Source organism: Sediminibacillus halophilus (assembly GCF_900103695.1).
GTDB lineage: Bacteria > Bacillota > Bacilli > Bacillales > Amphibacillaceae > Sediminibacillus > Sediminibacillus halophilus.
The window spans coordinates 290,869-312,431 of sequence record NZ_FNHF01000004.1 but is presented as its reverse complement, the minus strand read 5'-3'; the positions used below and the strand labels follow the sequence as shown (position 1 = coordinate 312,431).

Below are 21,563 nucleotides of genomic sequence, written 5' to 3'. Positions count from 1 at the left end.
GCGGGCCCATCTGTAAGTGACAGCCAAAAGGCCGCCTTTCAACCTTCCTCCATGCGGAGGAAGGTATTACCCGGTATTAGCCCCGGTTTCCCGGAGTTATCCCGATCTTACAGGCAGGTTGCCCACGTGTTACTCACCCGTCCGCCGCTCGTTCCACAGGCTTCACCCCGAAGGGATCCGCCTGCTTCCCGCGCTCGACTTGCATGTATTAGGCACGCCGCCAGCGTTCGTCCTGAGCCAAGATCAAACTCTCCATAAAAGTTGAGCTTGCTTGCTCGTTCAAAAAACTAGCTTGTATATCTTGCTTGACATACTGGTTGTTTTGTTCAGTTTTCAAAGATCAAGTTGCTCTGTTGCTGTCGAAAACAGCGACTTAATTACTATAACACGCCGTTTTGAAGAAGTCAATATCTTTTTTCGGCTTGTTATTTTGTTTTGCGCCGCTGTCGAAGCGACGATTAATAATATACCATGCAGGCGAGAGAGCGTCAATACATTTTCTCTAAAAAATATTCATCTTTTTCTAGAAACCCGTCACGCCGCTCTACACGCCCGGTAACATCTTCTTTCGTCTCGAGATAACCCTAACCGGAAGCAAAATATCTTTATACCGGCATTGCTTTATACTTCCTATGATAAATCATTTTCCCTTTAGTTTCTTCCCTCACTGGTTCAATTATACCTTTCTCCGTTAAGTATTCCAGCATGGAACTTAAATCGAGTGCATACGGTTCGATTTCCGGATGGATTTTCAATTCGCCGAAAGTCCAGGCATCCTGTTTACTGTTCATGATTTCCAACAGATGGGCTGCACACTTCTTCGCCCTCGTGCTGATTGCGAATTCCAGCGCCAACAGCATCAGCTCCACCCGCTTTCTAATTTCTTCATTACTATTGATTAATTCTTCATATAACTTATATACTTCTATGTCGATCCGCTTCACTTGGTTCCAAACCACCACTTCCGGATGATAGCCTTTTTCGATGATCGCCAGGCGCGCTAAATAATGCAGCGACCGAATCACCCTGCTATAGGCGTCCAAGTACTGATCTGTTTGGAAAAGATCCTTCGATTCACTGTAGCTGCGCGTCAGCTTGGCGAATTCCATCGCCATCTTCAGTTCGCGTTTTTCCTGCGGGAAACTGCTTAACTCTTCCTTTAACCTGGCGACATACTCGTTGCGGTCGAAAACGATTCTTCCATTGATCACCCATTCGACTGCACGCCTATAGGTGCTTGTGTCGATCCAATAGGTAAGCAGCTGCTCGTCTACGATATGCATCGCCGCTTTTTTATCATCAAATTCATAATGTTTCACATACCATGGCTGGTCCGCTTCGCTGGCAATCACCAGCAATATGACATCGAAATTATCGGTTACCGGGCTGACCGGTTTATTCTTTTCTATGATCAAAACACCCAATGTGTTCGCTTGGCTTGCTCGTTCCTGATATATAGGCCGTAAAATGTCCTTCATGATATTCCTCCATTAATGAGAATAGAAACTTATTCGATAAATACGCGAAAAATCCTTTTTCGGGAGACAAGTTTTCAATGGAATTTTATGCTATACTACCCTTTGTAGAGTTAAGGAGGGAAAGCGTTGGCTTTAAACTATAGCAGCAAAATCAATAAAATCCGTACGTTTGCCTTAAGTCTGGTTTTTATCGGATTCGGGGTCATGTACCTCGGCATTTTGACGAAAAAAATCGAATGGCTGATGGCGATCTTTTTCATACTCGGTTTATTATGTATCGTATTCAGTACTGTCGTCTACTTCTGGATCGGCATGCTGTCCACGCGAGCACGCCAGATTATCTGTCCTACCTGCAATAAGCCGACTAAAATACTTGGACGCGTCGACGCCTGCATGCATTGCAAACAGCCGTTGACCATCGATAAGAATCTCGAAGGCAAAGAATTCGACGAAAAATACAATTCTAAAGAGTATCGCAAGCAGATAAAGAACCAGAATCAAACAAACGACTCCAACTGATCACAAATAAAAAAGAGGCTGTCCGACGAGGCAGCCTCTTTTTTCAGCTTTCATAGGAAAACCCCTACCGGCATGGTAAGGGCATTGCAGTATTAGTGCTGGGTGGCTTTTTTGCAATTTTCGCATGTTCCGTAGAGTTCCATCCGATGGTGGCTTACGTCAAATCCTGTCACTTTCTGCGCCAACGACTCTACCTCGTCAAGACGTGGATAATGGAAGTCGACGATTTTACCGCAGGAATCACAGATAACATGGTAATGATCGGATGTATTGCAGTCGAACCTGCTGGAGGAATCTCCGTAGGTTAATTCCCTAACCAGTCCGATTTCGCGGAATACCCGAAGGTTGTTGTAAACAGTCGCGACACTCATGTTCGGGAATTTCCCTTCCAGTGCCTTGTATATGTCATCAGCGGTCGGGTGGATCTCTGCATTCAATAAATATTCTAATACCGCATGACGCTGTGGTGTGATTCTTACGCCTGAATTTTTCAGCCGGCCGACAGCTTCTTGAAGTTGTGCTTCAGACACCGTCATGCACCTCACTTTCACTAAGCTAAATTCTTTTATGGTGGTTTCCGTAAAGTCAATCATTCCTGGTAGATGTATTGCTTGGTTGTATGGTCGGTTCATTCTATTAATATTATTAGTTTATAATTCTTATAATTAGTGTAACCGGATAAGAAACGTTCTGTCAATAAAAGTATATTAGGCAGCAAGCAAAATTATACTACACGTCCGCCTGCAACGGCAGCTCTTCTCCCCCTGACTGCTGGTTGGCATAACGAGCAGCCACGAACAAAAAATCGGATAGCCGATTCAGGTATGACAGGACAAGCGGTCTTTCCAGCTCGTCCTCCAGGGCGACTGCCAGCCTTTCCGCCCGTCTCACCACTGTCCTTGCGGTGTGCAGAGCGGCAGCTCCTGGCCTTCCCGATGGAAGGATGAAGTTCTTCAACGGTTCCAAGTGCTGGTCCCATTCATCGATTTGTTTTTCCAATTCATCGATATGGCTTTCCTTCAACTTCCAGGTCACTTCTTTACCTTCTGGTGTCGCTAGTTCCGCGCCGACGTGGAACAAAATCGTCTGGATACGATGGAGGACTCCGAGAAAGTCATCTTTTCCGGACCAATTATCCTCGGCAAGATGGCTCGCCGCAAGACCGATCATTGAATTAGCTTCATCACATGTGCCATAGGCCTCCACACGAATATCATTTTTTGGTACCCGTTTCCCGTAAATCAACGACGTTTTTCCTTTATCCCCTGAACGCGTGTAAATCCGCATCTCAATACCCCCTGTCCAATTGAATGGTGTTGACGAGTTGCTGGTCACCGCTCACGTATTTTTCCAGGTTCTCTTCAAATATATCCATTGCCCTTGGCAAATATTCGGGAGAAGCACCGGAGACATGGGGTGTCATCGTCACTTTTTCATGATCCCACAACGGATGGTCAGCCGGAAGCGGCTCCTGCTCGAATACATCGAGAATGGCATGTGCGATCTCGCCGCGGTCAAGCGCATCAAGGATTGTCTCACTGGTAACGGCATCGCCACGTCCCATGTTCAGGAAGATCGCAGTTGCCGACATTTTTTCGAAATGCTCATTGCGGAAAAAGCCTCTTGTTTCCTTGGTGCTAGGCAGAATCGATACGACAAAATCGGCGTTAGGGAGGACGGTTGCCAGATCCTTTTGCGTGTACATCTCGTCAAAGTAGCTTTTTTCAGTTCCGCTGTGCGATACTCCGATTGTTTTCATGCGGAATGCCTTGGCGAGCCGGGCCAGTTCCTGTCCAATCGCACCAGCACCGACGATAACCATTGTTTTATTGGAGATTTCCTGAAGGCCGGCCCGTTCGCCACGCGCCCATTGATGGTTACGCTGGCTATCGATGAACAGCTCTGCGTTACGGCATACCTGCAGCAGCATGCCGATCGCATATTCAGCCATCGGTATTTTGTGAATTCCCCTGGAATTGGTGACGATAATCCCCTTTTTCTTGATCGCTTCGAAAGGCATCTCATCGATACCTGCTGACAGCACCATGATCCATTTCAATTCGTCAGCCTGTTCGATCAATTCATCATTCAAATCTTCCCCATAGGTAAGCAGGATATCGGCCGATTGGACGTACGGCTTTGCTTTCTTCATCCCGCTGCAAAATCGGAATTGATGAGATGGATAAGTAGCAGTAAAGTGATCTTGCATGTTTTTTGGGATTTCTGCGGATGATACGATATTCATTGCGTCCCCTCCTGGCAGCAGTTTTATCTCTATGATAAACCTTTCTGCATCCGGGAAGAAAGGGAAAAGCAGCCAGCCGATGGCAAAAAAATCAGCGCAAGGCGATTACCTGCGCTTTTAAGAATATCTATATTATAGGGGAGGTTTCAGAATATATTACACGATATGCCGCCGCCCCTCCCCTTGTATAGAGGCTTTGCCTACTTTTTGAAAAAAACTGCGGAAATCAGGATAAATTCTCGGGATTCAGCCCTTTCAATGCATCGATGACAAACTCTCCGTCCTTCCGGATCAACACATCGTCAAAGTAGATCTCCCCTCCACCATATTCCGGCCGCTGGATCAGCACCATGTCCCAGTGGACTGAGGATTCATTGCCGTTTGGTGCCTCATCATACGCCTCGCCCGGGGTGAAGTGCAGACTGCCGGCAATTTTTTCATCAAATAGAATATCGCCCATCGGTTCGGTGATTTTCGGATTCAATCCAAGGGCGAATTCGCCGATGAAGCGTGCTCCTTCATCCGTATCGAGGATTTTGTTCAATTCCTCCGTTTTATCGGCAGTCGCTTCAATGATTTTGCCATCTTTAAATGTCAGTGACACATCATGAAAAGTGACGCCTCGGTAGGGACATGGTGTGTTATACGTGATCGTCCCGTTGACGCTGTCCTTTACTGGCGCAGTGTACACTTCTCCGTCCGGTATGTTTCGTTCCCCGAAGCACATGACCGATGGGATATCCTTGATAGAAAAGGTCAAATCGGTGCCTTCAGCGGTGATCCGTACTTTATCCGTTTGGTCCATGAGCTGTTTCAACGGGCGCTGTGCCTCTTCCATCTGTTTGTAGTCGACCGTACAAACATCCAACAAATAATCAAAGAAATCATCAAATGTCTTGCCGGCTTTCTGTGCTGCCCCGGGTGTCGGATAGTTTAATAGCACCCATTTTTTGTTGTCGACCAGGTAGTCGTTGGCAGGCTTCAACACGCGCCCGGCTAATTCCCACTTTTCGGACGGCACCGTACTAAACTCCGCGTCATTTTCTTCCCCGACAATTTGGACAAAGGCATCGATATCCTTAAAGCGCTCCAAATCCCATTTATTTTGCAAGGCCAATTGCTCCTCTTTTACTTCTTCTATTTGTAAACGCCGGATTTCATCATCGACCAATTCCGGATATGGAAGTGCCTGTAGTTGGTATGCTTTTTTCACCAATTCCTTGATCAATGGCTTTGCGTTCGTATTTCCGGTAATCAACACTTTCTCTCCTGGTTGAATCGTCAAGGAGTGCTTTAGCAATACTTCTGCAAGTTCAGTTAGTCTGGAATCTTTCATGTTCTCGCTTCCCTTCTGTTTAGCTGTCTATGCATTATTCGCTGCCGAGGGCTGAATTCCTGTATTTGATTCGAAAAACCGCCAACGGTCGGACGCATTTTCCGTCGCAAGTCGGATTGAAAGCGTGCAGTAAATTATATAAAAAAGCACCCGTCCGCAGACGAGTGCTCCAACAATCAGCTTAAATTTTCTTTGATATACTCCAACGCTTCTTCCACATGTCCCTGCACTTTGACTTTGCGGAATTCTTTTTGCAGGTTGCCCTGCTTATCAATGATGAAGGTCGACCGTTCAATACCCATATACTCTTTGCCGAAATTCTTTTTCAGCTTCCAAACGCCGTATGATTCGGCAACTTTATGGTCCTCGTCGACCAGCAGCTGGAACGGAAGGTCGTATTTTTCCTGGAACTTCTGATGACTTGCTTCGGAATCCGGACTTACACCGAGAATGACGGCATCAAGGTCGGCAAAGCTTTGATGATTGTCGCGGAAGTCACATGCTTCTGTCGTGCAGCCTGGTGTATTGTCCTTCGGATAAAAGTAAAGCACGACATTTTTTCCTTCAAAATCCGACAGCTTGACGGTTTCACCCGTATTTGCTTTCAAGGCAAAACCCGGCGCCAGTTTGCCAATTTCTGTGGTCATGTATGTATCTCCCCTTTTCCTAGGTAATCGGGAACGGGGAGCGCGCAGCTCTCCAACTCCCCTTGCTTACCTACAGGATAGCTCACCTTCGGGTAAGATACAACTAATCGTCATTATCGTCTTCCTGTTTATTGCTGCCGAACGCCCTCATAAAGTAAGCTGTCGGCAGCAACACTCCTATACCGGCTTCAACCAGGGAAACGATTCGGCCAATGCCAAGCGGCACGATATCACCATATCCGACGGAAAGGATGGTCTCCCCGCTGAAATAAAGATATGTTTGGAACGAATGCTCGACCGGCTTGCTCCCGTTCGGATCAGAATAAACGAGCACTGGACCGTTCAAGGATAGGACATAAAACAAAAAGGCAAAGCCGAAAGTCATTCCGGTAAGGACAAAAAACAGTTTATAAAACATCGCCCGGTTAAAATAACTCTTTTTAAATGATTTGTTTGTAAAAAAGTAATACAGATTGACTGCCAAAAATAAGACGATGATGGCCAGCAATACTTTGGACAACATAGCAACAACCCCTTCATTGATCCATAGGGGTTCTATACCCGGATGGGCAGGTAGTTATGCCTGACAGGTTAAACCAGTTATCCACTACAAAAAAGGGGGGTGTTTTTGATAGAAATCTGCCTTTTCCTGCTGTTCCTTATCCTCCAGAGATGTCTGCCAGACCTTCAGAAAAAAAGCAGCGGGCAAAACATACCCGATCAATGCTTCGGTTAACGCGAGCACCCGGCCTATTCCGATCGGGATGATATCGCCGTAGCCGACGGTCATCAACGTAACACCGCTGAAATAGAGGGCATGCGCTAAAGCCTCCAATGGAGCAACCTTGGACAGGGAATCGCCTTCGATCAGGACGACACCGTTGAACGATAAAATAAAATACAATAAGGCAAAGCCGAGCATGACGGCCAAGTACAGCACGATCAGTGTATAGAAAATTTCCAATGAAAAGTAGCTGCGTTGATAGGATTTATGGAATATGAAGGAATAAAGACTGCCTGCAAGCAGCCAGACGATCAATGCGGCGATAATCCAGGTCATGATTCGGCCTCCTGTCTTTTCACAGACTATGAGTGGTTCCGCCCGTACAGCTTCTGTCTTACTTGTTTATTCTTCTTGCCAGTTATTTATGACAAGCCGCCTTCCTCCTCTCCGCATGAGAGACTTTCCAATTTGGGGGTTGTTTTCGTTTGTTGCTATAATGGACATGATTCTATTTACATATGGAGGTTTCGTAATGAATATCGAAAAGTCGAAACAATTACATACAGAGGCACAGGACCATATCGTCGGCGGGGTCAATTCCCCTTCCCGCGCCTATAAAGGAGTAGGAGGCGGTACACCGGTCTATATGGAACGCGGACAGGGTGCTTATTTCTGGGATGTCGATGGCAATAAGTACATCGATTATCTGGCAGCATATGGTCCGATCATCACCGGACATGCCCACCCGCATATCACCGAAGCGATCACCCATGCAGCTCAAAACGGTGTGTTATACGGGACACCGACAGCGTTGGAAAACAAATTCGCTAAAATGCTTAAAGAAGCGATTCCTTCTTTGGAAAAGGTACGCTTCGTCAATTCGGGCACGGAAGCGGTCATGACAACGATCCGGGTCGCCCGCGCCTATACGAACCGGAACAAAATCGTAAAGTTTGCCGGCAGCTACCATGGGCATTCGGATCCGGTGCTTGTCCAAGCAGGTTCCGGACCATCCACGCTTGGAACTCCTGATTCTGCCGGAGTGCCAAAGGCGATTGCCCAGGATGTGATTACGGTACCGTTCAATGACATTGAGGCTTATAAAGAAGCGATTCGCCACTGGGGCGACGAGGTCGCGGCTGTCCTGGTCGAGCCGATTGTCGGCAATTTCGGCATTGTCGAGCCAAAACCAGGGTTCCTGGAAGAGGTCAACGAAGTCACCCATAATGCAGGCGCACTTGTGATTTACGATGAAGTCATCACTGCGTTCCGTTTCACCTACGGGAGTGCTCAACAGCTGTTGTATGTGGAGCCGGACATGACGGCGATGGGCAAAATCATCGGCGGCGGACTGCCGATTGGGGCGTATGGCGGACGCAAGGACATCATGGAACAGGTTGCACCGCTCGGGCCCGCTTACCAGGCCGGAACGATGGCCGGAAACCCTGCATCTATGTCCGCGGGTATCGCTTGCCTGGAAGTGCTGAGCCAACCTGGTGTCTATGAGAAAATGGACAAGCTGGGTGAAAAACTGGAGCAAGGAATTCTCGAACATGCCCGTCAATACAACATTCAAATAACCATCAACCGGTTGATCGGCGCCTTGACCGTCTTCTTTACCGATAAGCAGGTAGAAAACTATGTGGATGCGGAAAACACCGATGGCGACAAGTTTGCCAGATTCTTCAAGCTGATGTTGGAGCAAGGGATCAACTTAGCGCCATCCAAGTATGAAGCCTGGTTCCTGACCACCGAGCATACCGAAAAAGATATTGATCAAACACTCGATGCAGTGAAACATGCCTTCGCTAAAATGAGTGAGTGATAAGCTGCTTTATGAAAAGCTTCCGGGTGACCGGGAGCTTTTTTATATTTACCACTCTTAGTATAATAAATGGCGGAACCTGTACATGTCCGATTTTCAGCACATAGCCAGCGAAGACAGAACACGGAAACTCCAATTAAGCGTCCGTCTCAAGCCCCACTGAAAAATGGATTTGCGTTTAGAAGAGGCTAAAGCTCGCAAAGAAAAGCATTGTGTTCTGCCGAAGTTTTTGCGCTGACTATGATTGGAAACAGAAAAAATTAAATCCGCATGAGTTTTTCCATTCTTTCCCTCAGTCCTAATAAATTGTGCCAATAGTAGACACAATTTATTTTTATGCAATATTTTGAATATTCAATTGAATTAGCTGCCTGCTTGTGATAAAATAATAGATGAAAATTTTTATAATTTTCAATCATTCGTGCTTTTTGTCAGTTTGTTTGACTTCCCTTCCAAAGCATGAAAGTCTTGAGTCTCTGTCATACCGGCAGGGACTCTTTTTTTACTGCCTTTTTTCCACCCAAGAAGAAAGCTTATTATTTCTCGTATAGCGGAATAGACTGGTATTAGCAGTTTGTTTTGCCGTTTTCATAACAAAAAAACAACAGCTGCGCTATACTTTAACTAGACAGAGCAATTGGAGGGGGTACCTACATATGAAACTCGGAGCAAGAATGCTGAAAACAGGTCTGGCTGTCGCAATCTCTCTATACATCGCAACGCTTGCCGGTCTGCCTACTCCGATTTTTGCCGGAATTGCCGCTGTATTTGCGGTACAGCCATCGATTTACCGCTCGTTTCAATCAATTGTCGAACAAATCCAGGCCAATATCATCGGAGCAGCAACTGCGATCCTTATCGTTCTTACCCTGGGCAACGATCCGTTCGTGATTGGCTTTACCACTATCGTGGTCATCGGGATGTGCATCAAACTGAACATGAACCAATCGACGATGATGCTTGCCGTTGTCGCTGTTATCGCCATTATGGAATCGACGGAAATGGAATTCATCACCTTCGCCTTGATGCGTTTTTCCTCCTTGACGCTGGGGATTTTGGCAGCGTTTGTCGTCAATCTGTTTTTCCTGCCGCCGAAATATGAAACGAAGCTGTTTCAAAAAATTGACCGCACCACTTCCGATATTTTGCAGTGGCTCCGTGTCACAACCAGGCATTTATCGGACGAGCCGGCGCTCAAAGGGGAAATCGAACGCATCCAGGATGAAATTCGCTACATTGATCAAACCTACATTTTTTATGCTGAGGAACGGACCTATCTAAAGAAGAACCAATACAGCAAGGCTCGTAAATTGATTGTTTTCCGCCAGTTGATTGCGTGTACGAAAAAATCTTTCGACGTGCTTCAAGCCTTCAACCGTCTCGGCGAAAAAATCGAGAACATCCCGAAAAACTTTCAGGATGCGCTCGTCCAAGAACTTGATAAGGTTATTCATTCGCATGAAAAATTGATATTAAGTTCAATGGGCCGTATTCGAAAAGACCACAAAGAAACATTGCGGCTGATCAGCGAGCCAGATTTGCTGCGGCTTGTCGAGACATTGATCCACGTGTATCAAGAGAAGGAAGAAGAACGACTGATCTTTCTGCCGCTCGCGTCCCAACTGATGGAATACCATCACGAGCTAAAACACCTGCGGCGGCTTTTGAAAAGCTACCAGCAATACCATCAGGATGAAAAGTTCAACGTCACACCTGAATACAAAAAATAAGGCAAGGAATTTTACTCCAACGATTCCAGAACGCTTTATTAGTTGCTAGGTTACAACCGCAGCTTATACGAAATAAAAAACCGAACGAGTTCGAATGCTTAAGACTTCGAATCATCGATCGGTTTTTTCTTTAGTCATTAATGCTTTTGTTCCAGCCTATTTTCAGGTCCCCAAATATTCGGTTGTCGTCGAGTCATCAAGCTGCTGTACCTGATAAAGATTGTAGTAATTGCCCTTCAGGTTCATCAGTTCATGGTGGGACCCTTGTTCCTTGATTTCTCCGTTTTCGATCAATACGATTCTGTCGGCGTGGGTGATGGTCGACAGCCGGTGTGCGACAATAAAGGTCGTCCGGTTGGAAGCCAGCTTTTCAAGCGCCTCCTGGATCAAATGCTCGCTCTCCAAATCGAGCGCCGAAGTTGCTTCATCCAATATTAGGATCGGCGGGTTTTTCAAAAATACCCGTGCGATGGCAATCCGCTGTTTTTGTCCGCCGGAAAGCTTGACTCCGCGCTCGCCGACCATGGTGTCATAACCGTCGGAAAGCCCCGTGATGAACTCATGGGCGTTGGCCGCTTTGGCTGCACGGATTACTTCTTCATCGCTGGCATACGGGTTTCCCATCCTGATGTTCATGGAAATCGATTCGCTGAACAAAATATTGTCCTGCAGCACCATGCCAATTTTGTCTCTCAGAGAGCGGGCCTCGACGTCACGGATATCGGTCCCGTCAATTTTGATGCTACCCCCGGTGACGTCGTAGAAACGCGGGATTAAACTGATCAAGGTGGATTTCCCACCGCCGCTCATCCCGACAAACGCAATTGTTTCGCCTTTTTTCACATCAAGGGACACATCGTGAAGAACGAGGGCTTCCTCATCGGTGTATTTGAACTGAACATGGTCGAATTTCACATCACCGTGCACTTCTTCCAACTGCTTGGCATTCGGTTTGTCGATGATATCATAATCTTCATCTAAGAATTCAAACACCCGGTCCATCGAAGCAATCGACTGCACTAGCACAGTCGAGGAACTGATCAAACGCCTGAGCGGGCTGTACACCCTATCCATGTAGCCAACGAAAGCAGCCATCGTTCCGACGGTAAGTCCGCCTGTGATTGCAAAATATCCGGCAAATCCGATAACGAGTAGCGGTGCCAAATCGGTGATCGTATTGGTCACTGCAAAGGTTTTCGCATTCCACGAAGTATGCTGGAGCGCTTTGTCCAGGAAGTTCGAATTTTGCTGGTCGAACTGTTCTTGTTCGTAATCCTCAAGCGCAAAGCTTCTGGTCACCGGCATTCCCTGAACGCGTTCATGCAAGTGGCCCTGTACCTGGGCAAGTGCTTGGGAACGGTCTCTGGTCAAACTGCGCAGCCTCCCGTAAAACAGTTTGACAGCAAACCCGTAGAACGGGAATAATGCCACTGCTACAAGAGTGAGCCAGACATTCATAGACAACATGATCGCAATTGCAATCAAAATCGTAATCATATCCAGCCAAATATTCATCAGACCAGTCATAACAAAGTTTTTCGTCTGCTCGACATCGTGAATGACACGGGAAATAATTTCCCCTGTCTTCGTCTGTGAATAGAAACGCAAACTCAACCGCTGTATGTGATCAAACAGCTTATCTCGGATATCGTATAAAATTTTATTTCCTGTCCACTGGGCCAGATATTGTCGTATATACTCAATCGGCGGCCTGGCCACCAGAAAGACGACAAACGCTCCACCCATGAGCCAGAATAATTCGGACAGTTTCTCCGAATTCGTCAAGTCATCAGCGCCGATAATATTATCGATAACATACTTAACAATCAACGGCATCAGTAAAGGGATTCCAAATTTGACAATCCCGATCAGCACCGTCCAAAGAATTCTCCATTTATAAGGCCAAACAAACGCCATGTACCTTTTTATACTGTCCAAGGTGTCCACCTCTCTCTCTGTTGCTGTATCTTGTATATCTTTAACCTGCCCAGGCATAATCAAACGCCTTTATCCAAATGAGCGCCGGCACGGTCCTCTATCGTGCTGCTTACAAATATAAGATGCGGAGCTAACTTCAGCTAGGAAGAATAATATTTCTCTTAAAAATAATCAACTTTCGGGAACATGAGCGACTTTACGGCTAAGTAGAGCGACTTCGGATCGAACTGGAGCGACTTTCCCGGAAAGATGATCAACTCACTCGAACTGGAGCGACTTTACGGCTAAGCAGAGCGATTTCGGATCGAAGTGGAGCGATTTTCCCAGAAAGATGATCAACTCACCCAACATGAGCGACTTTACGGCTAAGCAGAGCGATTTCGGTTCGAAGTGGAGCGACTTTCCCGGAAAGATGATCAACTCACTCGAACTGGAGCGACTTTACGGCTAAGCAGAGCGATTTCGGATCGAACTGGAGCGACTTTCCCGGAAAAATGATCAACTCACCCAAACATGAGCGACTTTACGGCTAAGCAGAGCGACTTCGGATCGAACTGGAGCGACTTTCCCGGTAAGATAATCAACTACCAGGAACAATGAGCGACTAACTCTTAAAGAGTAGATCATCGCGCCACTATCCACAAACGCAAGAAAAACCTTGCCGCCCAAATTGGTGACAAGGATTTTCGAACATATTCCTGTTTTTCAGACAACAAGAAAAGCCTACCGGTAGGTTAAATACCGTTCATACCATTGGTCTACGAATTCGGGGGCGAACGGTCCTTTGCGCTGTCTGATCCAATGAATGAGATATTCTACGTGGTTCCATAAAATCCGGTCGACTACCTTTGGGTAATTCATTTCCCGTCTATGCTGCTCGTATTCATCCTCATCCAGCAAATTAAACGTCATATCGGGGAACACTTTGATATCCAAGTCATAATCGATGTACTTCAACGCTTCCTCGTCATAAACGAAAGGAGAACTAATGTTGCAGTAATAATAAATGCCATCATTGCGCAGCATGCCTATCACATTAAACCAATACTTGGAATGAAAATAACAAATTGCGGGTTCCCTTGTTACCCATGTTCGTCCGTCGCTTTCCGTGACCAAGGTTCGATCATTAGCTCCTATCACGACGTTTCGCGTGCCCTTTAACACCGTACTGCTTTCCCAAACGCGATGGAGCTGGCCATTGTGCTTATAGCTTTGAATTTGCATTTTCGAACCAGGTTGCGGGCCAGCCATCCTATCTTCCTTTCTTTTTTAAAAGAGTATTTTTTGTTTACTAATTTAATTATAACGATAAAAAATTCTAAATGGAAATGATAGACTGCAGGCAGTAATGAAGTTTGTCCCCTTCTCCCCTTCGAGCACAAACAAAAGGAGCTCTCAACGGGTGAGAGAGCTCCTTTTTGTCTGAATTATTCGGGGGTTAAGAAGTTACTTCTTTTTTGCTTGAGATTGTTGGTTTTGCTTTCTTACTTGCTGAGCATCAGTTTCAGAAGCAAACTCTGTACCAAACTGGCCTGCTTGTCCAGCTTGTGCTCCTGCTTGACCTGCTTTGCCGCGGGCAGCTTTTTGGTTTTGCTTTCTTACTTGCTGAGCGTCAGTTTCAGAAGCAAACTCTGTACCAAATTGTTGACCTTGGGCAGCCTGTTGGTTTTGTTTTTTAACCTTTTGAGCGTTAGTTTGGCTTGGATTATTGTTTTTAGCCATCTCATATCACCTCCGCACCCATTAATTTCTCCAATAAGCGGGATGTTATCCGGAGGAATGAGGCAAGAAACTTATCCATATAGACCAAAAACTTCCAAGCAGGAATAAAAATGACTCGGACGCTTTAAACTAAGTGGAGAACGCTCATTCTACGTGTTTCAGCATTTTTTGATGGGAAACAGGAAATGGGTACTGATCCAGTTCTTCCACTGTAACAAAACGGCTTGCGTCACGGACCAGGACTCCTCCTCTGACCGTGGCTTCAATGACTTCGACATCCCAAATCAAGTGGGAAAACACATGCTTGATTCGGTCAACCTGCCCGCCGATTTTAATGTCGACACCGTACACCTGGCTGAACCATTGGGCGGCATGCTCTTCATCTGTTTCAGCTAACGGAGCCATCGGAAACTGCCATAGGCTTGCGAGCAAACCGGTTTCTGGTCTTTGTTCGATCAAATAATTTCCGTTACCATCTTTTACGAGGAAAGCAAGGTAACCGACCTGTTTTTGTTTTTTGGCTTTTGTTTTTACCGGTAAATCCTGCTGGATACCTTCGGCAAACGCCCGGCAGTGGCTCTGAACAGGACAGAGCATACAGGAAGGGGTGGTCGGCGTACAGACAATTGCCCCCAGCTCCATCAGCCCCTGATTGAAAGCGGAGGGATCCTCATGCGAAATAATCGCTTTGACGGCGGACTCAAATGTTTTTCTCGTTTTCGGCTTGGCGATATCCTCATCAATCGACAGCACCCTCGATAAAACACGCATAACATTGCCGTCGACAGCAGGTTCCGGTTGATCGTAGGCAATACTGAGAATCGCCCCTTTCGTGTACGGCCCGACGCCTTTCAGGGCACCAAGCTGATTTGCATTCTCCGGCACTTTACTGTCATAGGATGCAGCGACTTCCTTGACTGCGTTTTGCAGATTTCGGGCACGGGAATAGTAACCTAGACCTTCCCACGCTTTCAATACTTCCTGTTCGTCTGCTTCCGCCAGATCATCAAGTGTCGGGAATTTTTTCATAAAGCGTTGGAAATAAGGAATAACGGTATCTACTTTGGTTTGCTGAAGCATAATTTCGGATACCCATACTTTGTAAGGGTCTTTATCTTCACGCCAGGGAAGCTGACGCTGTTCCTGATAAAACCAATTGATCAAATCGGCTTGAAATCCAGCCGTATCGAAATGATTTATCGTTTCTTCAACTAGTTTGTTTTTCATTGTTTTTCATCCTTCGTGGTACAATATCATTAGCACGATTCAAGACCGTGTAGAAGTAAGTGTGTTTATCAAAGCGATTAATTGCTTATCGATAAAGAGGGATAGATTATACAAGGAAGTAAGTTCGGTAGGACAAGTAACCACAAACTGGTTATGGAAAATAACCGGAGTGCTGCACTCCAATGGTGGACTTCTTGCCTTTAAAACAATCTATCCATCAAGCACAAGTGACTCAAACTTATGCAGGCGTATAGCCTGCTTGATAACTGAATGAAAAGCCTAGCAGCCAAGTCTGCTTTTTACTACTAATATACTGATTAAAGGAGGGCCGTATGGAATGGATACTGGAACCCACATCGTCATGGGGGTTGCGCTCGGCGGCCTGGCCACACTTGATCCGGCCGTTCAACAAGATCCTGCTTTATATAGTGCCGTCATGATCGGCACATTAGTCGGATCACAAGCACCCGATTCGGATACCATTTTAAAATTGCGAAATAATGCTGTTTATATACGACACCATCGTGGGGCTACCCACTCACTGCCGGCAGTCCTGTTTTGGGGAGTTGCCGTTGCAGGCCTGATTCATGCATTTATGCCGGACGTTAGTTTTCTGCATTTATGGATGTGGACGTTTCTGGCTGTAATCCTTCATGTTCTTGTCGATATCTTTAATGCATATGGCACCCAGGCTTATCGGCCGTTCACACGAAGGTGGGTCGCCTATGGATTTATCAACACGTTCGATCCGTACATTTTTACGATGCACATCATTGGTATTGTCGCGTGGATACTGGGAGCTAATCCTGGTTATACATGGCTGCTGATTTATTTTGTGATTTTTCTATATTATATCAAACGGTATCTCGACAAACGGGAAATCGTCAAGAAGGTGAAACACCATATTCCGGATGTCGAACAAATCGTTACATCGCCTACTATGAAACAAAACATTTGGCGGATTGCCGTGACAGCAAAAGACCACTTCTATGTAGGCAGGGCCGAAAACGGGCATATTGAATTCATTGACGAGTTTGAAAAAAAGCCGCTGCCGGAAGACGAATTGACCGATATGGCATTGCAGGACAAAAACATTTCTGCGTTCCTGTCATTTTCACCGGTACACCGTTGGGAAATCAACTACTTTGATGATTTTACCGAGGTACGGTTTATTGACCTGCGCTATCGATCAAAGGGGCATTATCCTTTTGTCGCAGTTGTGCAAATTGATGACAACCACCGGATTATGACTTCCTACACGGGCTGGATATTTTCCGAGAAAAAGCTTCAGCGCAAACTTGTGATTGAGGATTCTCCCTCCCCTTTCACCTGATAAGAAAAGTGCAAGGGGCAATTTACCCTTACCCTGACAAGCTTAAGAAAAATGGAAGGCTGGGAATCCCTTTAACGGGTACCAGCCTTTATTTATTTTCGCTATTGTTTTTCCGCTCGAACATTCTTGCGTATTTTGGATTATTGGCTAGAAAATCGTGCAGTCGCGGACCATATTGGTCGATCCAGCGTAGTACGATCTGCTCGGTAACGTCTTTGCCCTGATACTTTTCCCCGGCTTTCGCCCGAGTAGAGTCGAAATCCTCCCAAAGCAGTTCTACCCATGTTCTAGCTTCGTCACGGCTCAATTGTTGATTTTTTTCGGCAAGTCGTTCTGCCAGCCGTTCAAACCGTTCCTGCATGTCACTCACCCTTTATGAAAGAGAATCGCGTACGTACCTGCATCTGAAATGCGGTCAGTACCGGTAATTATTGTACCACATAAGCTCTCTGATTACGTAAAAGCTATGAGTGCGCAGCTTTCAGGCAGCGCACAAAGGATTGACGGGACGGAGGGAATGCGAATGCGGAATAAAAAGTATGGTTTTCCTGATATGCGCATGGACAGCAAACCGCGCGCCAAAGGACGATACAGTCCGAAGCGGGCGGATGGCTCGATCAACACTGAACCACAGGAACGCATGAAAAATTCTGCACACCGCTGAGGAGGAAAACAGCTATGGCCAGAAAGCCATTTGCCGAAAATCTCTACCAGGATCCTTTTCAATCTCCACGGGCAAATCCGAAACGTGCCAGCCAGCAAGTGAACGGTGAAACCCGTAAAAGCCAGAAAGATATCATCATGGACGTTCTCAAGAAAAAAGGCTGACATACAGCAGTCCCTGCCATATGGCAGGGACTGTCCCTTTACCGCTTAATCCAATTTTTTCCCGAGCAACGAAATCGGTATCGCTTCCTGTTTCTCCACCATTTCACCCAACAGATTGATTCGGTTGCCCCAGGCAAACCTGCCGTTGACATAACTGATTTTGAACGTGTGGCCCGGATCCTGCTGCAACTCATAGGTTTCCCCTGCAGCATAATCCTCCGGGTTCATCATATATGCCAGCGCCATCTGTATTTTTCTTTCATGGATGGCGAATTCACTTACGTTACCCAATTGTTCTGCTTTTTGGGCTTTTTCTTTCAGGGCTGCCACTTCCTGACGAAGTTCGTCCACCGTGTACTCACTGTATCTCTTCTCCACTCTTGATAACCTCCCGCACACTTGATGCATTTCCTATTCCTTTTCCATTTTACCGCATTGTCCGTTGACCCACAAAATATCTTTTTCCTTTGCCCATCCTCTTATTTACACAACCCAAGCTGATTGGTAATATATAGAAAAAACTCTGTAGAAGAATTTTGAGATCGCTATAACTGATGTAAACCTGTAAAAATGAACGACAACTGCACAGGAGGAAAATTCATGTTTACCATTCTCATATTCCTGCTTTCCATGTTCATCATTCTGTTCACCAAACAGCCGAATGGGCGCTTGCGGACAGGCGCATTGGTGTTTGCGTTTTTCGGATGTATCTGGCTGACACAATGGAAAGACGGGGAACCATCTCCGTTTTACTTTTCCGCATCCCTCGCCGGACTAGCTTACTACCTTTTTCACTATTGGAAATGGAAACGGAGCAGAACACAAACAGAGCAGAAAGCTTCCTGACTGGCAAAGATCGTTCTGTCCATATTTATAACCGTTTGTGTACACTATGAACGATCGGATCCTTGCTTCCTTAATTCCCCTTTGTCTGAAGGCGTTTGCAAACTGTATAATCGAAATTGATTATCTACATAAACGCCAGATTAACATTAAAGGAGCCAAAATTATGCTCAAACTTTTCGTCACCGATCTTGATGGTACATTATTGGGAAAAGAAAACCATATCCTGCCGGAGGACATCGAAGCGATTGCCGCCTTGGTAGATGAGGATGTTGAATTTGCTGTGGCTTCCGGAAGAATGGATCGCGACATTCTCGAAGTGTTCAAACAAGTAAATCAAACAGGACATCGGGTAAGCCAAAACGGAAGCTTCGTTTATCATGGGAAAGATGGACTGGTGCATACCGAAACGTTTCCAGAAGCCTTGAGCCGGCGTCTGCATCAGGCGATAGCCAAGTATCCTACCGTTTATTCCGTTTCCACTGCAGACGATGTCTATGTAGCAGAAAAAACGCCGGAAATCGAGGCGTTCGAGCACTTGCTTTATTTCCCTGTCAAAGAGGAGAAACGGCTGGAAGCATATTACGGCGAGACCGTTTTCCCTGCTAAATTCACCATCCACGGCGAAACAGAAGATATCCTCAAAATCAAACAGGAAATCACAGAGGAATTCGGCCCGGTCATGGAGAGTTATTTGTCTGATGCCCATTGTGTCGATTTCGTTCCTAAAGGAATCAGCAAAGCACTCGGTCTGCAGCGCCTCATTGAAAAGCTGGGCATTACCGCAGAGGATATTGCCGTTATCGGCGATTCTTTCAACGATGTGCCGATGCTGGAAATGACACCATACAGCTATGCAATGTCGACTGCGCATCCTGATGTCCAGAAAACAGCATCCCGTGTAGTCGATCACGTCCACCAGGCAATCCGCGATTTGAAAGAACGCGGGATTTATTAGTGCACAAGCTCTTGATATTGTAAAGGCTCTCTCTTTTTGAACTTCTGAAAGATGGATGCCCCGGTCTCGTGCTTACCACTGGGTTCTATGCATTCGCCTCCTCCCGTAGTTTATCTACAGTGAATAACAGTTGGCTAAAAACAGAAAGCATAGAATACCTGAAGACTCCTGCGGGAGGAAAGGTCTCGGTGAGATCCCCCCAGAGCGGAAGCTCGCCAGCCGCCTGCAGAAGAAGCAGGGTATTTCCGCAGCGGGGTATAAGCATTTTTCATTAAACCCAGACGGTCGCGGATGATACCAGCCAAGGAGCAAGTACAAGGAAATGGTCAACATAGAAAACCAGGCTGTAATGGTTCAGCCTGGTTTTACTCTGCTTGATCCACGTATTCTTCGATAAAGCGGTCGATTTCTTCGAACCCAAAACCTTTCCGGTATAGTGCACCCTTCAACTTTTGTTTAAGCTGAAGCCCTTCCTCTTTTTTCGCATACTTGCGAAGTAGTTTTTCTCCCTGGTAAACAACTGCCTGCCACTCGGCATCGTTATCATCGTCAGTATCCACTTCCGCTAGCACATCTTTGATGACATCGCTGGTGAAGCCTTTTTGCATCAAGGTTTTCTGTACATTTTGCAGCTGTTCCCTGAACGACTTCCTGCCGTCGAGTTTCATCTTTTTCTCCATCCATTTCAATGCTTTATCATACTGATCCTGATAGGTATAAAGCTGAATCGCTTCTTCCGCAATCACAGCGGATAAGCCTTTATCCAGCAGCTCTTTTTTGACAAGTAAAGGCCCTTTGCTCGTCGTATTCTTTCGGGTCCGTACCAGTGAAGCAGCAAACTCCCGGTCATCAAGAAACCCTTCCCTTACCAGTCTGTCGATGACTACCGGGATTTGTTCTGGTTCTACTTCTTTTTTGGCCAGGTAATCGTGAATTTCTTTTTTGGATCGCATTCGATAGCTTAAATAGTTCAATGCAAGGGTAAAGGACTTATGAATGGTATCTTTTTCAATCAGCGCGTTAATTGTCGGTTCGTCCAGCTCCATTCCTTTGCGGAGCTGGAAGGAAATCAAGATATCCTCGTCGACGCTGAATCCATATGCCTCATTGTTATTTCGGTCAAGGAAAATATTATAGCGGTGTTTGTTTTTCTTCTGTGTGGTTATCCGGGATATAGTTGCCAACGGGATTCACCTCCACCTTCCATTTTAGCACGGAAGGAAACCGCACACACGCTTCGAAACATCGTATAATAAAGGTATCTTGCTCTTACATAATAAAGGAGGCCATGATATGAACGTTGCCATTACAGGAGGAACAGGATTTGTCGGTCGAAACCTAACCAACCAGCTCATCGAAAGGGGGAGCCATGTCTATGTATTGACACGTCATCCGGAAAACCACCGCAACACGGATTCGGTTACCTATATTGGCTGGCTGCAGGAACACAGCAAACCGGAAGCCGAACTGCCGGCGCTCGATGCGTTTGTTAATTTGGCAGGTGACTCGATTTTTGGTTATTGGACGGAAGAAAAAAAGCAAAAAATTATAAACAGCCGCCTGCAGGCTACCGAAGAGGTACTGCGGCTTCTCCGGACATTGCCAGATAAACCCCATGTTTTGATCAATGGCTCGGCAATGGGGTACTACGGCACATCCACTACCCAAGCTTTCACTGAAAAAACGGCAGAACCGGGTGATGATTTTCTGGCAAGCGTTGCAGCCGAGTGGGAAGCCAAAGCAGCGGAAGCCGAAACGCTCGGCGTCCGTACGGTTGTTGCGCGTTTCGGTTTGATTCTTGGCCGCCAAGGTGCCTTGCCTTTAATGTCTCTGCCTTTCAAACTAATGGCAGGTGGCAAGGTCGGAAGCGGCGAGCAGTGGGTTTCCTGGATCCATATCGATGATGTCGTGGAATTGATCCTGTACGCCATCGACACGGCCGAATTAAGCGGACCGCTGAACGTCACAGCTCCGAAACCGCAACGAAATAAGGATTTCAGCAAAACCCTTGCAAAGGTGCTCAACAGGCCCTGCTGGCTGCCCGTACCGGAAAAACTGATGAAGACGGCGCTGGGTGACATGAGCGAGCTGGTACTAAAAGGTCAGACTGTCCTCCCTGCAGCAGCTCAGGCACATGGTTATGCCTTCCAGTATCCGTATCTGGAACCGGCGTTACGCGATATATTTTCTGCCTAAACCGCCCAACTGAA

General features: G+C 46.4%; 24 protein-coding genes and 1 rRNA gene. 9 read left to right on the top strand and 16 right to left on the bottom strand.

All coding sequences use genetic code 11. The features are described from left to right. Positions 1-259 (bottom strand): 16S ribosomal RNA (locus tag BLR82_RS15470); the annotation flags it as partial. 346 nt (positions 260-605) lie between these two features. Then, a complete protein-coding gene (locus tag BLR82_RS15465) occupies positions 606-1,478 on the bottom strand; it encodes a nucleotidyltransferase-like protein (RefSeq protein ID WP_074600370.1) in 873 nt (290 codons plus the stop codon). Positions 1,479-1,604: 126 nt separating this feature from the next. Between BLR82_RS15465 and BLR82_RS15460 the strand changes: the two genes are divergently transcribed. Then, entirely contained in the window at positions 1,605-1,997 is a 393-nt protein-coding gene (locus BLR82_RS15460; protein WP_074600369.1) for a YgzB family protein, read from the top strand. A gap of 92 nt (positions 1,998-2,089) precedes the next feature. Here the strand turns inward: BLR82_RS15460 and perR are convergent, their stop codons facing one another. The 7 genes from perR to BLR82_RS15425 form a co-directional block, all read right to left on the bottom strand. Next, complete coding sequence (perR, locus tag BLR82_RS15455) at positions 2,090-2,533, bottom strand: peroxide-responsive transcriptional repressor PerR (protein WP_074600368.1); 444 nt, start codon at positions 2,531-2,533, stop codon at positions 2,090-2,092. 193 nt (positions 2,534-2,726) lie between these two features. Continuing rightward, on the bottom strand, positions 2,727-3,284 hold the full coding sequence (locus tag BLR82_RS15450; protein ID WP_074600367.1) for a cob(I)yrinic acid a,c-diamide adenosyltransferase: 558 nt from the start codon (positions 3,282-3,284) through the stop codon (positions 2,727-2,729). A 1-nt stretch (position 3,285) separates the two neighbouring features. Next, a complete protein-coding gene (locus BLR82_RS15445) occupies positions 3,286-4,242 on the bottom strand; it encodes a D-2-hydroxyacid dehydrogenase (RefSeq protein WP_074600366.1) in 957 nt (318 codons plus the stop codon). 226 nt (positions 4,243-4,468) lie between these two features. Next, positions 4,469-5,578, bottom strand: coding sequence for an aminopeptidase (locus BLR82_RS15440; RefSeq protein WP_074600365.1), 1,110 nt, complete (start codon positions 5,576-5,578; stop codon positions 4,469-4,471). A gap of 176 nt (positions 5,579-5,754) precedes the next feature. After that, positions 5,755-6,225, bottom strand: coding sequence for a thioredoxin-dependent thiol peroxidase (bcp, locus tag BLR82_RS15435; protein WP_074600364.1), 471 nt, complete (start codon positions 6,223-6,225; stop codon positions 5,755-5,757). Positions 6,226-6,328: 103 nt separating this feature from the next. After that, a complete protein-coding gene (locus BLR82_RS15430; protein ID WP_074600363.1) occupies positions 6,329-6,748 on the bottom strand; it encodes a potassium channel family protein in 420 nt (139 codons plus the stop codon). Positions 6,749-6,832: 84 nt separating this feature from the next. After that, a complete protein-coding gene (locus tag BLR82_RS15425) occupies positions 6,833-7,285 on the bottom strand; it encodes a potassium channel family protein (protein WP_074600362.1) in 453 nt (150 codons plus the stop codon). 196 nt (positions 7,286-7,481) lie between these two features. Here BLR82_RS15425 and BLR82_RS15420 point away from each other — a divergent pair, with 196 nt between their 5' ends. Both BLR82_RS15420 and BLR82_RS15415 read left to right on the top strand, forming a co-directional pair. Further along, positions 7,482-8,774 carry a glutamate-1-semialdehyde 2,1-aminomutase gene (locus tag BLR82_RS15420; protein WP_074600361.1) on the top strand — a complete coding sequence of 431 codons (1,293 nt, stop codon included), beginning with the start codon at positions 7,482-7,484 and terminating at the stop codon, positions 8,772-8,774. 656 nt (positions 8,775-9,430) lie between these two features. Beyond that, the gene (locus tag BLR82_RS15415) at positions 9,431-10,504 is read left to right on the top strand and encodes an FUSC family protein (protein WP_074600360.1); all 1,074 of its coding nucleotides are present in this window, start codon (positions 9,431-9,433) and stop codon (positions 10,502-10,504) included. 162 nt (positions 10,505-10,666) lie between these two features. On the opposite strand, the gene BLR82_RS15410 is transcribed toward BLR82_RS15415, so the two are convergent. From BLR82_RS15410 to mutY, 4 genes are all read right to left on the bottom strand, one after another. Then, positions 10,667-12,442 (bottom strand): ABC transporter ATP-binding protein, encoded by a 1,776-nt coding sequence (locus BLR82_RS15410; RefSeq protein WP_074600392.1) that lies wholly within the window; start codon positions 12,440-12,442, stop codon positions 10,667-10,669. Positions 12,443-13,165: 723 nt separating this feature from the next. Then, the gene (gene ntdP, locus BLR82_RS15405; protein WP_074600359.1) at positions 13,166-13,693 is read right to left on the bottom strand and encodes a nucleoside tri-diphosphate phosphatase; all 528 of its coding nucleotides are present in this window, start codon (positions 13,691-13,693) and stop codon (positions 13,166-13,168) included. Between the two features lie 195 nt (positions 13,694-13,888). Next, on the bottom strand, positions 13,889-14,164 hold the full coding sequence (locus BLR82_RS15400) for a gamma-type small acid-soluble spore protein (RefSeq protein WP_074600358.1): 276 nt from the start codon (positions 14,162-14,164) through the stop codon (positions 13,889-13,891). Between the two features lie 144 nt (positions 14,165-14,308). Beyond that, positions 14,309-15,391, bottom strand: a complete 1,083-nt coding sequence (mutY, locus tag BLR82_RS15395; protein ID WP_074600357.1) for an A/G-specific adenine glycosylase — start codon at positions 15,389-15,391, stop codon at positions 14,309-14,311. A 337-nt stretch (positions 15,392-15,728) separates the two neighbouring features. Here mutY and BLR82_RS15390 point away from each other — a divergent pair, with 337 nt between their 5' ends. Next, positions 15,729-16,724: a metal-dependent hydrolase gene (locus BLR82_RS15390; RefSeq protein ID WP_074600356.1), complete on the top strand. Its 996-nt coding sequence runs from the start codon at positions 15,729-15,731 to the stop codon at positions 16,722-16,724. 88 nt (positions 16,725-16,812) lie between these two features. On the opposite strand, the gene BLR82_RS15385 is transcribed toward BLR82_RS15390, so the two are convergent. After that, complete coding sequence (locus BLR82_RS15385) at positions 16,813-17,085, bottom strand: YfhJ family protein (RefSeq protein WP_074600355.1); 273 nt, start codon at positions 17,083-17,085, stop codon at positions 16,813-16,815. Positions 17,086-17,247: 162 nt separating this feature from the next. Between BLR82_RS15385 and sspK the strand changes: the two genes are divergently transcribed. Together sspK and BLR82_RS15375 are read left to right on the top strand one after the other, a co-directional pair. Further along, the gene (gene sspK, locus BLR82_RS15380) at positions 17,248-17,388 is read left to right on the top strand and encodes a small acid-soluble spore protein K (RefSeq protein ID WP_074600354.1); all 141 of its coding nucleotides are present in this window, start codon (positions 17,248-17,250) and stop codon (positions 17,386-17,388) included. 14 nt (positions 17,389-17,402) lie between these two features. Further along, positions 17,403-17,552, top strand: a complete 150-nt coding sequence (locus BLR82_RS15375) for a YpzG family protein (RefSeq protein WP_074600353.1) — start codon at positions 17,403-17,405, stop codon at positions 17,550-17,552. A gap of 45 nt (positions 17,553-17,597) precedes the next feature. Here the strand turns inward: BLR82_RS15375 and BLR82_RS15370 are convergent, their stop codons facing one another. Further along, complete coding sequence (locus BLR82_RS15370) at positions 17,598-17,930, bottom strand: YfhH family protein (RefSeq protein ID WP_074600352.1); 333 nt, start codon at positions 17,928-17,930, stop codon at positions 17,598-17,600. A 222-nt stretch (positions 17,931-18,152) separates the two neighbouring features. Between BLR82_RS15370 and BLR82_RS15365 the strand changes: the two genes are divergently transcribed. Beyond that, the gene (locus tag BLR82_RS15365; protein ID WP_074600351.1) at positions 18,153-18,398 is read left to right on the top strand and encodes a hypothetical protein; all 246 of its coding nucleotides are present in this window, start codon (positions 18,153-18,155) and stop codon (positions 18,396-18,398) included. A 163-nt stretch (positions 18,399-18,561) separates the two neighbouring features. After that, entirely contained in the window at positions 18,562-19,353 is a 792-nt protein-coding gene (locus BLR82_RS15360; RefSeq protein ID WP_083334885.1) for a Cof-type HAD-IIB family hydrolase, read from the top strand. A 365-nt stretch (positions 19,354-19,718) separates the two neighbouring features. On the opposite strand, the gene recX is transcribed toward BLR82_RS15360, so the two are convergent. Continuing rightward, a complete protein-coding gene (gene recX / locus BLR82_RS15355; RefSeq protein ID WP_074600350.1) occupies positions 19,719-20,537 on the bottom strand; it encodes a recombination regulator RecX in 819 nt (272 codons plus the stop codon). A 109-nt stretch (positions 20,538-20,646) separates the two neighbouring features. Here recX and BLR82_RS15350 point away from each other — a divergent pair, with 109 nt between their 5' ends. Continuing rightward, on the top strand, positions 20,647-21,549 hold the full coding sequence (locus BLR82_RS15350) for a TIGR01777 family oxidoreductase (protein ID WP_074600349.1): 903 nt from the start codon (positions 20,647-20,649) through the stop codon (positions 21,547-21,549). The last annotated feature ends 14 nt before the right edge of the window (positions 21,550-21,563 follow it).

What these genes read in the sequence shown, in the direction of transcription:
- BLR82_RS15465 (WP_074600370.1), bottom strand. Translation starts at nt 1,478, where the DNA reads ATGAAGGACATTTTACGGCCTATATATCAGGAACGAGCAAGCCAAGCG.
- perR (WP_074600368.1), bottom strand. Translation starts at nt 2,533, where the DNA reads ATGACGGTGTCTGAAGCACAACTTCAAGAAGCTGTCGGCCGGCTGAAA.
- BLR82_RS15450 (WP_074600367.1), bottom strand. Translation starts at nt 3,284, where the DNA reads ATGCGGATTTACACGCGTTCAGGGGATAAAGGAAAAACGTCGTTGATT.
- BLR82_RS15445 (WP_074600366.1), bottom strand. Translation starts at nt 4,242, where the DNA reads ATGAATATCGTATCATCCGCAGAAATCCCAAAAAACATGCAAGATCAC.
- BLR82_RS15440 (WP_074600365.1), bottom strand. Translation starts at nt 5,578, where the DNA reads ATGAAAGATTCCAGACTAACTGAACTTGCAGAAGTATTGCTAAAGCAC.
- bcp (WP_074600364.1), bottom strand. Translation starts at nt 6,225, where the DNA reads ATGACCACAGAAATTGGCAAACTGGCGCCGGGTTTTGCCTTGAAAGCA.
- BLR82_RS15430 (WP_074600363.1), bottom strand. Translation starts at nt 6,748, where the DNA reads ATGTTGTCCAAAGTATTGCTGGCCATCATCGTCTTATTTTTGGCAGTC.
- BLR82_RS15425 (WP_074600362.1), bottom strand. Translation starts at nt 7,285, where the DNA reads ATGACCTGGATTATCGCCGCATTGATCGTCTGGCTGCTTGCAGGCAGT.
- BLR82_RS15420 (WP_074600361.1), top strand. Translation starts at nt 7,482, where the DNA reads ATGAATATCGAAAAGTCGAAACAATTACATACAGAGGCACAGGACCAT.
- BLR82_RS15415 (WP_074600360.1), top strand. Translation starts at nt 9,431, where the DNA reads ATGAAACTCGGAGCAAGAATGCTGAAAACAGGTCTGGCTGTCGCAATC.
- ntdP (WP_074600359.1), bottom strand. Translation starts at nt 13,693, where the DNA reads ATGGCTGGCCCGCAACCTGGTTCGAAAATGCAAATTCAAAGCTATAAG.
- BLR82_RS15400 (WP_074600358.1), bottom strand. Translation starts at nt 14,164, where the DNA reads ATGGCTAAAAACAATAATCCAAGCCAAACTAACGCTCAAAAGGTTAAA.
- mutY (WP_074600357.1), bottom strand. Translation starts at nt 15,391, where the DNA reads ATGAAAAACAAACTAGTTGAAGAAACGATAAATCATTTCGATACGGCT.
- BLR82_RS15390 (WP_074600356.1), top strand. Translation starts at nt 15,729, where the DNA reads ATGGATACTGGAACCCACATCGTCATGGGGGTTGCGCTCGGCGGCCTG.
- BLR82_RS15385 (WP_074600355.1), bottom strand. Translation starts at nt 17,085, where the DNA reads ATGCAGGAACGGTTTGAACGGCTGGCAGAACGACTTGCCGAAAAAAAT.
- sspK (WP_074600354.1), top strand. Translation starts at nt 17,248, where the DNA reads ATGCGGAATAAAAAGTATGGTTTTCCTGATATGCGCATGGACAGCAAA.
- BLR82_RS15375 (WP_074600353.1), top strand. Translation starts at nt 17,403, where the DNA reads ATGGCCAGAAAGCCATTTGCCGAAAATCTCTACCAGGATCCTTTTCAA.
- BLR82_RS15365 (WP_074600351.1), top strand. Translation starts at nt 18,153, where the DNA reads ATGTTTACCATTCTCATATTCCTGCTTTCCATGTTCATCATTCTGTTC.
- BLR82_RS15360 (WP_083334885.1), top strand. Translation starts at nt 18,562, where the DNA reads ATGCTCAAACTTTTCGTCACCGATCTTGATGGTACATTATTGGGAAAA.
- BLR82_RS15350 (WP_074600349.1), top strand. Translation starts at nt 20,647, where the DNA reads ATGAACGTTGCCATTACAGGAGGAACAGGATTTGTCGGTCGAAACCTA.